The sequence below is a fragment of the Lentimicrobiaceae bacterium genome (assembly GCA_023227965.1).
Lineage (GTDB): Bacteria > Bacteroidota > Bacteroidia > Bacteroidales > JALOCA01 > JALOCA01.
The window spans coordinates 22,456-36,531 of the sequence record JALOCA010000013.1 but is presented as its reverse complement, the minus strand read 5'-3'; the positions used below and the strand labels follow the sequence as shown (position 1 = coordinate 36,531).

The 14,076-nt window shown below is 40.3% G+C and carries 12 protein-coding genes; 3 read left to right on the top strand and 9 right to left on the bottom strand.

The genetic code is table 11. From position 1 onward, the window contains the following. Window positions 1–156 precede the first annotated feature (156 nt). The 6 genes from M0R21_06235 to rsfS all read right to left on the bottom strand — a co-directional run bounded on the left by M0R21_06235 (window position 157) and on the right by rsfS (window position 5,344). Entirely contained in the window at window positions 157–486 is a 330-nt protein-coding gene (locus M0R21_06235) for a hypothetical protein (GenBank protein MCK9617419.1), read from the bottom strand. An 86-nt stretch (window positions 487–572) separates the two neighbouring features. Beyond that, complete coding sequence (locus M0R21_06230) at window positions 573–1,235, bottom strand: phosphatidylserine decarboxylase family protein (protein ID MCK9617418.1); 663 nt, start codon at window positions 1,233–1,235, stop codon at window positions 573–575. Between the two features lie 54 nt (window positions 1,236–1,289). Continuing rightward, a complete protein-coding gene (locus tag M0R21_06225; protein MCK9617417.1) occupies window positions 1,290–2,111 on the bottom strand; it encodes a phosphatidate cytidylyltransferase in 822 nt (273 codons plus the stop codon). A gap of 19 nt (window positions 2,112–2,130) precedes the next feature. After that, window positions 2,131–2,775 carry an LUD domain-containing protein gene (locus tag M0R21_06220; GenBank protein ID MCK9617416.1) on the bottom strand — a complete coding sequence of 215 codons (645 nt, stop codon included), beginning with the start codon at window positions 2,773–2,775 and terminating at the stop codon, window positions 2,131–2,133. Window positions 2,776–2,778: 3 nt separating this feature from the next. Continuing rightward, a complete protein-coding gene (gene ftsH, locus M0R21_06215; protein MCK9617415.1) occupies window positions 2,779–4,851 on the bottom strand; it encodes an ATP-dependent zinc metalloprotease FtsH in 2,073 nt (690 codons plus the stop codon). A 130-nt stretch (window positions 4,852–4,981) separates the two neighbouring features. Continuing rightward, window positions 4,982–5,344: a ribosome silencing factor gene (rsfS, locus tag M0R21_06210; GenBank protein MCK9617414.1), complete on the bottom strand. Its 363-nt coding sequence runs from the start codon at window positions 5,342–5,344 to the stop codon at window positions 4,982–4,984. A gap of 189 nt (window positions 5,345–5,533) precedes the next feature. Between rsfS and M0R21_06205 the strand changes: the two genes are divergently transcribed. Further along, window positions 5,534–6,271 carry a biotin--[acetyl-CoA-carboxylase] ligase gene (locus tag M0R21_06205; GenBank protein MCK9617413.1) on the top strand — a complete coding sequence of 246 codons (738 nt, stop codon included), beginning with the start codon at window positions 5,534–5,536 and terminating at the stop codon, window positions 6,269–6,271. A gap of 3 nt (window positions 6,272–6,274) precedes the next feature. Here M0R21_06205 and M0R21_06200 read toward each other — a convergent pair whose 3' ends face one another. Next, on the bottom strand, window positions 6,275–6,682 hold the full coding sequence (locus M0R21_06200) for an SRPBCC family protein (GenBank protein MCK9617412.1): 408 nt from the start codon (window positions 6,680–6,682) through the stop codon (window positions 6,275–6,277). Window positions 6,683–6,721: 39 nt separating this feature from the next. Further along, on the bottom strand, window positions 6,722–7,363 hold the full coding sequence (gene pyrE, locus M0R21_06195; protein ID MCK9617411.1) for an orotate phosphoribosyltransferase: 642 nt from the start codon (window positions 7,361–7,363) through the stop codon (window positions 6,722–6,724). Window positions 7,364–7,370: 7 nt separating this feature from the next. On the opposite strand from pyrE, the gene M0R21_06190 reads away from it, so the two are divergent. Further along, on the top strand, window positions 7,371–7,994 hold the full coding sequence (locus M0R21_06190) for an NUDIX hydrolase (protein ID MCK9617410.1): 624 nt from the start codon (window positions 7,371–7,373) through the stop codon (window positions 7,992–7,994). A gap of 367 nt (window positions 7,995–8,361) precedes the next feature. Here M0R21_06190 and M0R21_06185 read toward each other — a convergent pair whose 3' ends face one another. After that, window positions 8,362–10,998 (bottom strand): valine--tRNA ligase, encoded by a 2,637-nt coding sequence (locus M0R21_06185; protein ID MCK9617409.1) that lies wholly within the window; start codon window positions 10,996–10,998, stop codon window positions 8,362–8,364. 322 nt (window positions 10,999–11,320) lie between these two features. Between M0R21_06185 and M0R21_06180 the strand changes: the two genes are divergently transcribed. After that, window positions 11,321–14,074 carry a TonB-dependent receptor gene (locus tag M0R21_06180; protein ID MCK9617408.1) on the top strand — a complete coding sequence of 918 codons (2,754 nt, stop codon included), beginning with the start codon at window positions 11,321–11,323 and terminating at the stop codon, window positions 14,072–14,074. The last annotated feature ends 2 nt before the right edge of the window (window positions 14,075–14,076 follow it).

Here is a 14,076-nt window from a genome sequence, read left to right as displayed (position 1 = left end):
CGACAATGCTTGGTGTTTGGCAACGGATTACTGTTAGATTGTCATTTTGAGCATAGTCGGAAAATGAATAAAACACAACTTTTGCAACGGTTTCATTTTATAAAATAAAAAATCCCACTGTAAAGCGGGATTTCTCTTAAGTCTTTATGGAAAGATTTACTTTTTTTCGCCTGTTTTATCTTTTGTAACAGGTTTACTTACGTCGCCTTCCATTGCTTTTGCATGTTCTGGGCAAGCTTTTGAACATTTTTTAGAATCGCATTTTACATTTTTATCATGATTGCAACCTCCGGTTTTAACAGCGCCAGCTTTAGATTTATCACAGCAACCAGCTTTGGCTTTATCGCAGCAACCAGCTTTCTTTTCTGATTTTACTTCTGATTTTACTTCTTTCTGACTTTGTGTTTTAGGAGCATTTTGTGCAGAAATAACTGTGGAAATAGCAAAAACTCCTACGAGAGATAAAACGAAAAATAATTTTTTCATGTTGAATAAAATTAAAGTTTATAATGAGCAAATTTATAATGAATAGCAATACCACAAAGAAAAATATTGTTAATAAGATGTTAATGTTACGAGGAGAACCTTCCGAGAATGGTTTTTGCACCCCAAACTATTTGATTCAGATCAATATCAATCTGAGCAGTAAGGGGAAGAAAAACATCAACCCGTGAACCAAATTTAATAAATCCCAATTCGCCTCCTTGACGTACATTGTCGTTTTCTCTTGCATAACATACAATTCGCCGGGCTACTCCGCCTGCTATTTGCCGTATAAGCACCTGCTGCCCGTCTTTATTTTCCACAACCACTGTTGTCCTTTCGTTTTCAGTGGAAGATTTTGGCCGCCAGGCAAACCAGAATGCTCCGGGGTGGTAGCGCTTAAAAACCACAATTCCCGATAGTGGATAACGATTTACATGTACATTGTTCACCGACATAAAAACCGATATTACTTTGCGTTTTTCATGAAAATATTCCGATTCAAATACTTCTTCTATGGCTACTATTTTGCCATCGGCAGGACTTAAAATATGGTTTTCATTAATTTCAACAGAAACTACAGGGCTGCGGAAAAAACGAACAATGAGTATAAATACAACTAAACTGCCTAAATAAAGCAGATAGTGAATAGGGGTTATTGAAGGGAAAGTGTAATTAACAAGCAATAATAATGAAACGATAATAAGCAGGGCAAACAATATGATGCGATATCCTTCTTTGTGTATTTTCATGAAAATGAATTATAGATAAAAAAGAGACTGCAAATTTGCAAAAAATTTCTGAAATTAACTGAAAATAATATGTATATAAGCAAAAACAAAAGGAACTGAGCCGAAAACGGCATCGAAACGATCGAGAATACCCCCATGCCCCGGGAAAAAAGTACCGGAATCTTTTATGAACAGACTGCGTTTAAACAGCGATTCAGTCAGGTCGCCAAGGTTGGCAGTTACCACTATCACAACAGCCATAACCATCCATTGCCAGCTATTCATATTCGTGAAAAACACTGACAACACGTATGCGCCTGCCAGACAAAAAACTCCCCCGCCTATCGTGCCCTCCCATGTTTTTTGGGGTGATATTCGTTCAAAAAGCCGGGTACGACCCAGTGTCATCCCCGTAACGTATGCCATGGTATCGTTGAGCCATACGAGCAGAAAATAGCCCAATACAATATGATTATTTATGTTTGTGAAGTTGAAACCCGGATAAAACAACGATACCATCAATGCAAAAGGAACGGCTACATAGAGTATTCCCATAAAGCTCAGCGCCAGATTTTGTATCGGATTTTCGTTTTTACGGTACAACTCGGCAAATAAAAGCACAAATAGGGGAGTAGGAGTAAGAAATAGTAGCTTTATGGGTACAATATGCAAAAAACAAAACGAAACCAATAGGAAAATTAAGGCTCCACCGATGCAACCCATCCATCTCAGAGGCTTGTAGTGATGGTTTTCAACCAGCTTATAAAATTCATTGATTCCTAAAATAGTAAATACAAAAAACAACAAAGTAAATGCTAACGTGCTGTATAATGCTGATAGGATAATAAGGGCGACAAATACTATTCCTGTAAGTGTACGGGTAATCAGGTTGCTCATATACCTTGTATGAATTGAATTATTCGTTGTCTTCTACCAGAAAAACATATAAATCCCGGGGTCCGTGAGCGCCCATTACCAATGTTTTTTCGATATCAGCTGTGCGACTGGGCCCGGTAATTACACTGATAAAAGAGGGAAGGTTTCCGTTGTATTTGTTCTTAATGGTGATGAGTGCCTGTTTCAAATCAGGAAGTATTTGTGATGTGTAGGCAATTACAACATGGTTTTCCGGAAAAACATTGAGCCTTCTGCCCGAGGTATGCTTCGATGAAACCATTACACTGCCGTGCCGTGCTATCAGGTATTCGCAACGAGTACATGCAGTTTTCAGATCATGAAAATCTTTATCTTCAAAGGTATAGGGTATTTTGGCAAATGTAAGCAGTTCCTGAAGGGCTTCGTCTAAACAGAAAATAGGCTGCCAGTTCTTTTCTTCACTGAAAAGCCTGAGTTGCATTATCAGATCTGATTCATTTTCGCAGTAAATAAAATTGCCGCCCGCCAGGGTAAGTTCTTCGGCAAAAATTATTTCAGGAGCATCATCCATTGGCTGATAAATTTCCGAATCGAAATCTGTTTTGGGAAAAGGGTTATCGCTCTTATAAATCAGTGCGTTCCTGATTTTTTTCAGTACTTTTTCTTTTGATGTACTTTCTTCCATGTGTCAGTTGTTTGGAGTTTCGGATGGGCTTTCATCTGACGGAGTTATAGTGCTACCGGTAGGAGAATCTGTCTGTGGATTATTGGCAGTAAGCTTGCTTTCAAGTATTTCTGGACTGGGAAGGGTATTGGCTCCATTACCATTTTCGCTTTCAATCAGCAATTTCTCATCTTCCCAAGGGCGTTTCCCAAAAATATTTTCGAGGTCCTCACGGAAAATCACTTCTTTTTTCAGAAGAATTTCAGCCAATTGTTTTAATTTTTCCTGGTGGTCGTTAAGTAGTTTTTTTGCTCTTTGGTATGCAGATTCTACCAGTTTGCTAATTTCTTCATCAATGATTTGAGCAGTTTTTTCACTGAAGGGTTTTGTAAAACCGTACTCAGCTTGTCCTGAGGAATCGTAAAAGCTGATATTGCCTATTCTGGGGTTTAATCCGTAGAAAGCTACCATAGAGTAAGCCTGTTTTGTAACTTTTTCAAGGTCGTTAAGGGCGCCGGTTGAAATTTTTCCGAAGAAAACTTCTTCAGCAGCCCTGCCGCCAAGTGCTGAAGTTACTTCATCGAGCATTTGTTCGTAGGTAGTTATCTGGCGTTCTTCGGGAAGATACCATGCAGCCCCCAGAGCTTTGCCTCTTGGCACAATGGTTACCTTTACAAGAGGGTGGGCATATTCGAGTAGCCAGCTTACTGCAGCATGACCTGACTCGTGGTAAGCAATTACCTTTTTTTCCTGTGCCGAGATAATTTTGTTTTTCTTTTCCAATCCACCAATGATACGGTCAATGGCATCCATAAAATCTTGTTTGTCAATACTGGTTTTGCCATTACGGGCAGCTATGAGTGCCGATTCGTTACAAACGTTGGCTATGTCGGCTCCCGAAAAGCCCGGAGTTTGCTTTGAAAGGAAGTCGGTATTGACGGTTTCGTCCATTTTAAGGTTTTTTGTGTGAACCTTAAAAATTGCTTTTCTTTCCTCGAGGTCGGGAAGTTCTACATGAATCTGGCGGTCGAAGCGACCTGCACGGAGCAATGCTCGGTCTAAGATGTCGGCACGGTTGGTAGCGGCTAAAATGATGACTCCCTGGTTGGTTCCGAAGCCATCCATTTCGGTTAGTAATTGGTTAAGGGTATTTTCTCTTTCATCGTTAGCACCGGTGATGGCATTTTTGCCACGGGCGCGTCCTATGGCATCAATTTCATCAATGAAAATGATACAGGGAGCTTTTTCCTTGGCTTGCTTAAACAGGTCTCTTACTCTTGAAGCACCCACACCTACAAACATTTCCACAAAATCGGAGCCTGAGATGGAGAAGAAGGGGACTTTAGCTTCTCCAGCCACTGCTTTGGCAAGAAGGGTTTTCCCGGTTCCGGGAGGACCTACGAGCAATGCGCCTTTGGGAATTTTACCGCCCAAACTGGTGTATTTTGTCGGATTTTTCAAAAAATCAACAATTTCCATCACTTCCACCTTGGCTTCTTCTAACCCGGCTACATCGGTAAAATTAATTGAAACATTGGTATCTTTATCAAACAATTGTGCTTTTGATTTTCCGATATTGAAAATAGCGCCGCCGCCACCGCCACCGCTGCTGCGGCTCATTATCCGCATTATGATAAACCAGGCTGCTATGAAGAAAGCTATTGGTAAAACCCAACTTAAAATATCTGACCCCCAGTTGTGGCGGTTATCGTTAATTACATATATCTTATCAGTTTCGGGAAGGTCCTTCTGGGCTTCTTTGATGTCGTTTTCAAAACTTTCAACTGACCCTATGGTATAAATATACTGTGGTGTAGCAGTACCAGTACCAAAAGTGTTTGTTTTTCTACTTCTGACATCTTTGTATTTATCTGTCGAAAGTTTGTCCTTTTTAATGTATACTTCAGCAAACTCTTTGTTTACCAGTACAATTTTCTGAACATCTTTTGCTGTTATCATTTCTTTCAGCTTGCCCCAGTCCACTTTTTTGGTTTCGCCATTCCAGCTGTTGAACTGAAAAATAAAAAACAGGGCTAACAGAAGAATCCAGATCCAGTAGAAATTCATTTTCCCTTTAGGCCTAACCCCTTTTGGCATTTGCGGAGGGAAAGAGCGACCGATTTTTTTCTTTTTTTCTTCGGTTTTATTATCGTTTAACTCTTCTTTCATGGATTTTTTTCAAAATTAATTTGCTTGTAGTGTTGTTGTAATTCTGTTTGCATTTGTTTTATTCTGAGGAATATTTTTTCATACCGGCATCTGCCCACAAGTTTTCCAGATCGTAATATGCGCGTGCATCGTCGGTAAAAATATGAATTACAACATCTATGTAATCCATCAAGACCCATTGTGCATTTTCTCTTCCCTCTATGAACCAGGGCTTAACCCCTGCCGTTTCCCTTAACTCTTTTTCCACATTGTTTACAATTGCTTCAATCTGGGGCCGTGAGTTTGCATTGCAGATGATAAAATAATCGCAGATAGCATTTTTTATTCCGGTAAGGTTTAAACTTATAATTCCTTTTCCCTTTTTCTCTTGTATTCCTCGTATGGCAATTTGTACCAGTGCTTCAGTTTCGGTGATGGGCATGCAGTTGTTTTTGTCGCAAAGTTAGTCAATATCCCTTTAATAAACAGATTGAACTATCAATTATTGTACCATCTGTCATATTGGCATAATAAAACCTTGTTTTATTTATGTTTAGATATACCCTGTGTCGAAAAAAATTATTTTATTTGTATTTTCACTTTCGGTTTTCTGTAATTAAATCCTGAACAAATGCAATTTACAATACTGCACCTGCCCGAACTGTCTTCTACTCATGTATATGCCTGTGAACATATTACAAAAGAAAAATTCTCCGAGTTCACGGTAGTCATTACTGACAAACAGATTGCCGGAAGAGGGATGAATACCAACAGTTGGGAAAGCGAACCTTTTATGAATTTAACTTTCAGCGTAGTGCTTAGTCCTGTTTTTTTGCCGGCTGCGGCACAGTTTGTTCTGAATAAAACATTAGCATTAACCGTGCACGATGTAGTGGCTGCTTTGGTAAAAGAAACAGTATGGATAAAATGGCCTAACGACATTTACATTAACCAAAAGAAAGTTGCAGGTATGCTTATTCACAATGCTGTTCAGGGAGAGACGCTTTCTGCCACTGTTGCAAGTATCGGGCTGAATGTTAATCAGGAAGTTTTCAAAAGCAATGCACCTAACCCTGTGTCGTTAAAGCAAATTACAGGTGTTCAGTACGATTTACAACTCTTACTCAATACACTGATGCAACGCCTGATGCAGCGTTACGAACAACTGAAGACCGGGAAGTGGGACAGCCTGGATTCAGATTATTTACGTTGCCTGTTTCGTTTCCGTGAATTGGCACAGTACATTTACAAAAATAAAAGAATCTCTGCCCGTATAACCGGAATTGACGAATTTGGCAGGCTTATGCTTGAAGACACAAAGCAGCAGGCATACCTGTGTGAGATGAAGGAAATACGGTTTTGCCTGTAACCCTTACAAGCGTTCGCAAACAAGTTTTATTTGCTGGTTCAGGATATTAATAAAGTTTGTCAGGGGTTTGCTCAGCATCATATTCATCATGGGGTTAAGCGATGCTTCAAAAGTTAAGCAGGATTGCGTTTGGGAATTATCATTTTCAGTAAGGCTGATGATGAGATCGAACGCAAGTTTGGACTGAATGCCTGAACTAATGACTATTTTGCTGTATGGATGTTTCTCTTTGGTTTGCATTGCAATATCTGCCATTCCCTGGATGGTGAACGAACAACTGTCGGTGGTAGATTTCCAGTTGGTAATCTGGGGTGGCATCAGGTTACTGAAATGGTTAAAGTCAGAAAGGTAATTGAACGTCTTTTCTGCCGGTGCATTTATTAGCTGAATATCGCTTTGCAAAGTGGTCATTGTAGTGAGGGAAAGGTTAATGTATTTGCGTATGGTTGCTTAAACAGCCCACTTTTCAGGATTTTCGCGCCATTTTATCAGCGACTGTAAATCCTCTTCCTTGATATAATCAAGGGCAAGAGCTTTCTTTATCAGATTGTCGTAGTCGGTAAGGGTAAATAGTGGGCAGGCGGCTTTGGCGAAATTTTCTGTAGCGTTACTGAGACCATAAGTAAAAATAGCCACCATTCCTTTCACCGTACACCCGGCTTCGCGCAATGCTTCAACGGCATGAAGGCTGCTTTGCCCGGTAGAAACCAAATCTTCTACCACTACCACCGACTGTCCTTTTTCTGCTATGCCTTCTATCACATTACCCAGCCCGTGTTTTTTTTCTGAAGAACGCACGTAGGCAAAGGGTAATCCCAGTTCTTGCGCTACGAGAACTCCCTGTGCGATGGCTCCGGTGGCTACACCTGCTATCAAATCAATGGTGCCAAATTCTTCCTGTATCAGTTTTACAAACTCCTGACGGAGGTAAGTGCGGATTTTAGGATAAGAGAGCGTTTTGCGGTTGTCGCAGTAAATAGGGGAGATGATACCTGATGCCCAGGTAAAGGGTTTGGCATTATCTAATTTAATTGCTTTAATTTGCAATAAAAATTCAGCAGTCTTTAACGCAGTCTCTTCTTTAATTTTCATGGGGCAAATGTATACAATTTTTAACAACCGGAAAGCTGTTTATTTCTCCGACAACGTCAGCGGATTGGATATTAACGAAAAAACATTTGTTTTTACTCCGGCTTCGCTTGACGAAATCAGGGATACCTATCTCGGATTTGAAAAATCAACGCAGTTCGACAGCCTATATTGTACCGGAAACCGGGGCGCTGAAACCAATTTCGGTGATTTTTGTACCTTGTTTACAATAATAGAAGCTGCCGGTGGATTGGTTAGCAATGCAAAAGGGCAGTTACTATTTATCTTCCGCAGGGGCTGGTGGGATTTGCCAAAGGGAAAACTTGAGCCAGGCGAAACTCCTGAAGAGGCTGCCTTGCGCGAGGTAAAGGAAGAAACAGGGCTAAACCGGCTCAGCCTGCTGTACCCCTTGCCTTCTACCTGGCATATTTATCCGCATCGTGGCAGCCAGGTACTGAAAAAAACATATTGGTTTGCCATGCAACATACAGGTAATGAAAAGCCTGTTCCTCAAACTGAAGAAGACATCCAGGAGGTAAAATGGATTTCGCCTGCCGAATTGCCACAATTACTCCGACTTACTTACCCATCGCTGGTGGAAATGTTGAAAAGCTCGTCTGAAATTCAAATTTAACTCAGGGCGCTGTTTTCAGTAATTCAAAGATACAAATTACTCATGTTTATATTTTTTTAAAAAGGTATTCGTGAGTCGCTTCGCTTGTTGAAAGCAAATCACAAGAGATTCCAGCTTGATGCATTCAGGATAGGAGCTGAATAAGCGCATCAATTTCACGCCGTGTGATGGCAGAACCAACAATTTGGGGTACCCAAAAATTACAAAACTTTATGCGGGTGTCCCAAAAAAATGCGGAAAACAGGGGAGAAACTCAAATTTTTGCGCTCGGCAAACAACAACCAGTAGGCACTGCCTTTATCTCAAAATAAAAACCTCACCATATTTAAGGTGAGGTTTTTAGTATTTATGCTTTTTGCCCGGATTTTTATTTCCTCAGGGCAATCAATTGTTCTTCCAGTATTTTAATACGGGCTTCTGCATCAGCCTGTTTCTTGAGTTCCATCGCAACAACCTTTTCAGGAGCACTATTTACGAACCTTTCGTTACTCAGTTTTTTTAGGACAGAAGCAAGAAACCCACGGGTATATGCCAGTTCTTCTTCCATTTTTAAAATTTCCGAAGTCAGGTCAACTGCAGCAGTAACCGGTACGTAAAATTCGGTACTACGGATTACAAATGACAGGGCTCCTTCTATTTTTTCGGTAGTATAATTAATTTCGCTAAGGTTGGCAAGTTTGGCGATTACCGGATCAAAAAAAGTATCGGGTTGCCCGTTATTTTTACAGATATACAATTGCAGGCTGTCCTTGTTAGGAATATTTTTCTCTTTTCTTAAACTCCGGAGTGCTACAATCACTTCTTCAGCATATTCAAACCGTTTCAGTAAATTGTGGTTCCACTGTTGTGCAACGGGCATTGCAGCTATAGTAATGCAATCATCGTCCGCTCTATCAGCAAGTAAGTGCCAGATTTCCTCGGTGATAAAAGGCATAAACGGATGCAAAATTTTCATCAAACGTTCAAAAAATCTGATTGTAGCCTCATAGGTAAGTTCGTCAATGGGTTGCTGATAGCCGGGTTTTATCATTTCGAGATACCAGGCGCAAAAATCGTCCCAGATGAGTTTATACACCCGCATTAGTGCTTCCGAAAGCCGGTATTTGCTAAAATCATCGTCCAACGCTGCTACAGACTGTTGTAATCTGGCTTCGAACCATTGCACTGGAACACTTGAAGAAAGCGGCTGGGAAAGGTTTTTGTCCACAGTCCAGCCTTTTATGAGGCGAAAAGCGTTCCATACTTTATTGCTGAAATTTCTTCCCTGTTCACACAAATTTTCGTCAAAGGGAAGGTCGTTCCCGGCAGGGGAAGTTAAAAGCATACCTACTCTTACGCCGTCAGCACCATATTTTTTTATAAGCTCAAGCGGGTCGGGTGAATTGCCCAATTGTTTCGACATTTTCCGTCCCAATTTATCACGAACTATTCCGGTCAGGTAAACATTACGGAACGGAATTTCTTTACGGTATTCCCAGCCTGCCATAATCATACGGGCTACCCAAAAAAACAAAATTTCAGGAGCGGTGATAAGGTCGTCGGTAGGGTAATAATATTTAATATCGGAATTGTCAGGATACCGGATTCCATCAAAAACGGAGATGGGCCATAACCAGGAGGAAAACCAAGTGTCAAGTACATCTTCATCCTGCTTTAGGTCGTCTTCTTCCAAATCAGCAATTTGAAATTTTGCCTTTGCAATTTGCAACGCATCTTCTCTCGATTTGGCAGCTACCATTTTTCCATCGGGTAAATAGTATACAGGGATACGTTGTCCCCACCATAACTGACGGCTGATGCACCAATCTTTCACATTTTCCATCCAGTGCCGGTAAGTATTTTTAAATTTTTCGGGGTGAAACTGTATGGTATCGTTCATTACAACGTCGAGGGCTGGTTTTGCCATTTCGCTCATTTTCATGAACCATTGTTGCGAAAGTTTGGGTTCAATCACCGCATCGGTACGTTCAGAGAAGCCTACTTTATTCACATATTCTTCCACTTTCACCAGATGCCCTTTTTGTTGCAGTTCCTCAGTTATTTTTGTGCGGACAGCAAAGCGGTCTTCTCCAATATACAATTGTGCACTTTCATTGAGTGTGCCATTATCATTAAATATATCAATACTTTGTAACTGATACTTTATGCCTATGTTATAGTCGTTGATGTCGTGTGCCGGTGTAATTTTCAAGCAACCGGTACCAAATTCACGATCAACATATTCGTCGGTGATGAGGGGTATGCTACGATTGATAAGAGGAACGAGCACTCTTTTTCCTTTGAGATGCATGAAACGTTCGTCTTCCGGATGAAAACAAACGGCTGTATCGCCTAATATGGTTTCAGGACGGGTGGTGGCAATGGTAACCCATTGGTCAGTTGTACCTTCTATCTGGTAACGGAGATAATACAGTTTCGACTGCACTTCCTTGTAAAGAACTTCTTCGTCCGAAAGAGCGGTAAGTGCCTGCGGGTCCCAGTTTACCATGCGTACACCACGGTAAATGAGCCCTTTATTATACAAATCAATAAAAACATCAATTACCGATTCGTACATGCTTTCATCCATGGTAAACTTAGTGCGTTCCCAGTCGCAGGAAGCACCCAGTTTTTTCAATTGTTCGAGAATGATACCTCCATGTTTTTCTTTCCATTCCCATGCATGGGTAAGAAACTCTTCGCGGGTAAGGCTCGATTTGCTGATTCCTGCTTCTTTCAATTTGGCAACCACCTTAGCCTCAGTAGCAATACTTGCATGGTCGGTACCGGGAAGCCAGCAGGCATTTTTCCCCTGCATTCGTGCACGACGTACGAGAATATCCTGAATTGTATTATTAAGCATGTGCCCCATGTGTAAAACACCTGTAACATTAGGAGGCGGAATTACTATGGTGTAAGCAGGGCGATGGTCGGGAATTGATCTGAAAAACTTTTTTTCCAGCCACAAAGCATACCATTTGTCTTCTGTTTTTGAGGGATTGTACTGGCTCGGGATATTCTTCATTCTATTTTTCTGTTATTTATATAAACGTTTCCTATTTTAGGAAAAGGAAGTGCAAAAATAAAAAAATCCTGGTAACCATTTCCTAATGCAAGTTGAATAGATACTAAATGCAATATACCATTGATATATAATTATTTTATATTTGTAGTTAATAATTATTTTACAATTATTTATTATAGTATTTATCTGTTTTTTGAGTTTACTTTCTAATTTTACTTAAAAATTGTGAATAAAGGGTTAAAACTTTACTTAAAAAAATGAAGAATTGTTTTCTACCTTTAATATATTAGCAATATCAAATTATTAATTAAATCGTCAATTTATGAAAAAGGTTTACAGACTTTTATTGTTGGTTACAGTCATGTGCTTTGCTGTAACAACAACGTTCTCTCAGGGAGTCCTTAAAGGAAGCGTTCTCGACGCAAAGACAAATGAATCGCTTATCGGAGCAACCATCATGGTTATAGGAAGTTCTACGGGTACTTCCTCAGGGCTCGATGGCAGTTTTTCACTAAAAGTGCAAAAAACTGAGGCTGATATCATCGTTTCCTATGTAGGTTACATCTCCAAAACACTTACAGTTAAGATCAAGGGTGAAGTGAATCTTGGCAAAATTGCCCTCGAAACCAATGCTTTGGGACTGGAAGGTGTGCAGGTAATTTCTTCCATAGCCATCGAAAGGCAGACTCCTGTTGCTGTTTCCTCCATCAAAGCAGATGTTATCGAGAAAAAAGTAGGTAACCAGGAATTTCCGGAAATTTTAAGAACAACACCTTCGGTTTATGTTACTCGTTCCGGTGGTGGTTTTGGCGATTCACGTATCAATGTTCGTGGCTTCGACCAACGAAATACTGCTATAATGATTAATGGTATTCCGGTAAACGACATGGAAAATGGTTGGGTTTACTGGTCGAACTGGGCAGGACTAAGCGATGCAACCCGTGATTTACAGGTTCAACGTGGATTGGGAGCTTCAAAACTTGCCATAAGTTCTGTTGGTGGTACCATGAACATCATTACAAAGACTACCGATGCTAAAAAAGGAGGCGTTTTTGCCAGTTCAGTTGGAAACGACGGCTACCTTAAAAATGCTTTAACACTTTCTACAGGTCGCATGAAAGGTGGTTGGGCAATAACCGTTGCCGGTTCACGTACTACAGGCGACGGATATATTGACCAAACCTGGACTGATGCCTGGTCATATTTCGGCTCTATCACTAAGGAATTCAACAAAAAACACATGCTGGTACTTACAGCCGTTGGCGCTCCTCAGCAGCACGGACAACGTAGCACTCAGGAAACGATAAAAAAATACGACAGCTATGGGAAAAAATACAATTCCGACTGGGGCTACCTGAATGGTAACGAATACACCATGCGTAAAAATTTCTACCACAAACCACAGTACGCACTGAACCACTACTGGACAATATCTGATAAGTCGTTTTTGGCAACTTCGGTTTATGCTTCCTTTGGTCGTGGAGGCGGCTCGGGCGATATCGGAAACCTCGCATGGAAAGATGCAAAAGACAAAACCAACAAAGTTTATTTGTCGTCGTTCCGAAACTCAAAAGATCATACACTTTTGATTGATAGCATTTATAAATACAATTCAGGAGGTTCGTTTACCTATCATTTCAAAAATGCTTTAGGAAACGATACGGTGATTACTTTCAGCAATACTGCCGATAGCGATGGCAAGTACAAAGCCGGAATCATCCGTCGCGCTTCCATGAACGAACACAACTGGTACGGATTTCTTTCCACCTTAAAACATACTTTTAACGATAACCTGAAACTTGTAGCCGGAGTTGATCTTCGTTATTATAAAGGGCTGCATTATCAGAAAGTTTATGGCTTACTTGGTGCTGATTATTATCTTGATATTAATACCGATAAAAATCATCCAATCGTTAAAGCAGAAGCCGATGATAAAATTGGTTACGATTACGACAGCCAGGTTTATTGGGAAGGTGCTTTTGCTCAACTTGAGTATTCAAAAAACAACCTTTCGGTTTTTGTAGCAGGAAGTGTAAGCAACACAAGTTTTAAAAGAGTGGATCGTTTCAGCTATTACAGCGATGCCAATATCAAGGCAATAGCCGAGACCATGACTGTTCCAATCACTATTGATAAAATAACTTACAATGATGCAAGTGATTTGCTGGCAAGATATCCCGGACAAGAATCTCCTACCAAAAGCTATGTTGGATATACCGTAAAAGGTGGTATCAATTATAATATTAACGAATACAACAACATATTCTTTAATACCGGTTATTTTACACGTCCCCCTACTCTGGGCAATATTTTTGTTAATTACAAAAATGACCTTGCTTCCGACATTAAAAATGAAAAAGTATTCAGCATGGAACTTGGTTATGGATTGAACTGGAAATTTATTTCTGCCAATGTAAACCTTTATTCTACCCAGTGGATAGATAAAGCTTTCCAGCAAAGTTGGACTTCTCCTTCAGGATTGGTATTAATTGCCAACATAACCGGACAAAATGCTTTACATAATGGTATTGAAATAGATATTAATGCCGAACCCGTAAAAGATTTCAAACTTTCAGCAATGGCTTCAATTGGCGACTGGCAATGGAAAAATGATGTAACTGCACGTATTTTTGATGAAAATCACAATCCCGTTAGTACTGTTAATGTTTACGCCAACGACATCCGCGTAGGCGATGCAGCCCAAACCACATTTGCTTTCGGTGCAGACTACAAATTCCGTTTTGGTTTAGGATTTGATGCTACCTATTCCTATTATACTAATAACTATGCAAAATTTGATCCTTCAGCCCGTCAAAATGAAAACGACAGGGGACAATCAGCCAAGCTTGATCCTTATGGGCTGCTTGATGCAGGTATTTCTTACACTTATCGTATGGAAAAAATAGGATTCACTTTCCGTATCAATGCCAATAATTTGCTCGATGAAGTTTATATTGCCGATGCTACGGATGTACCCGTTTTGGAAGATGGCACTTATTCACACGACATTGACAATGCCAAAGGATGGTATGGTTTCGGAAGAACCTGGAATGCCAGCATAAGAATTGATTTCTAAAC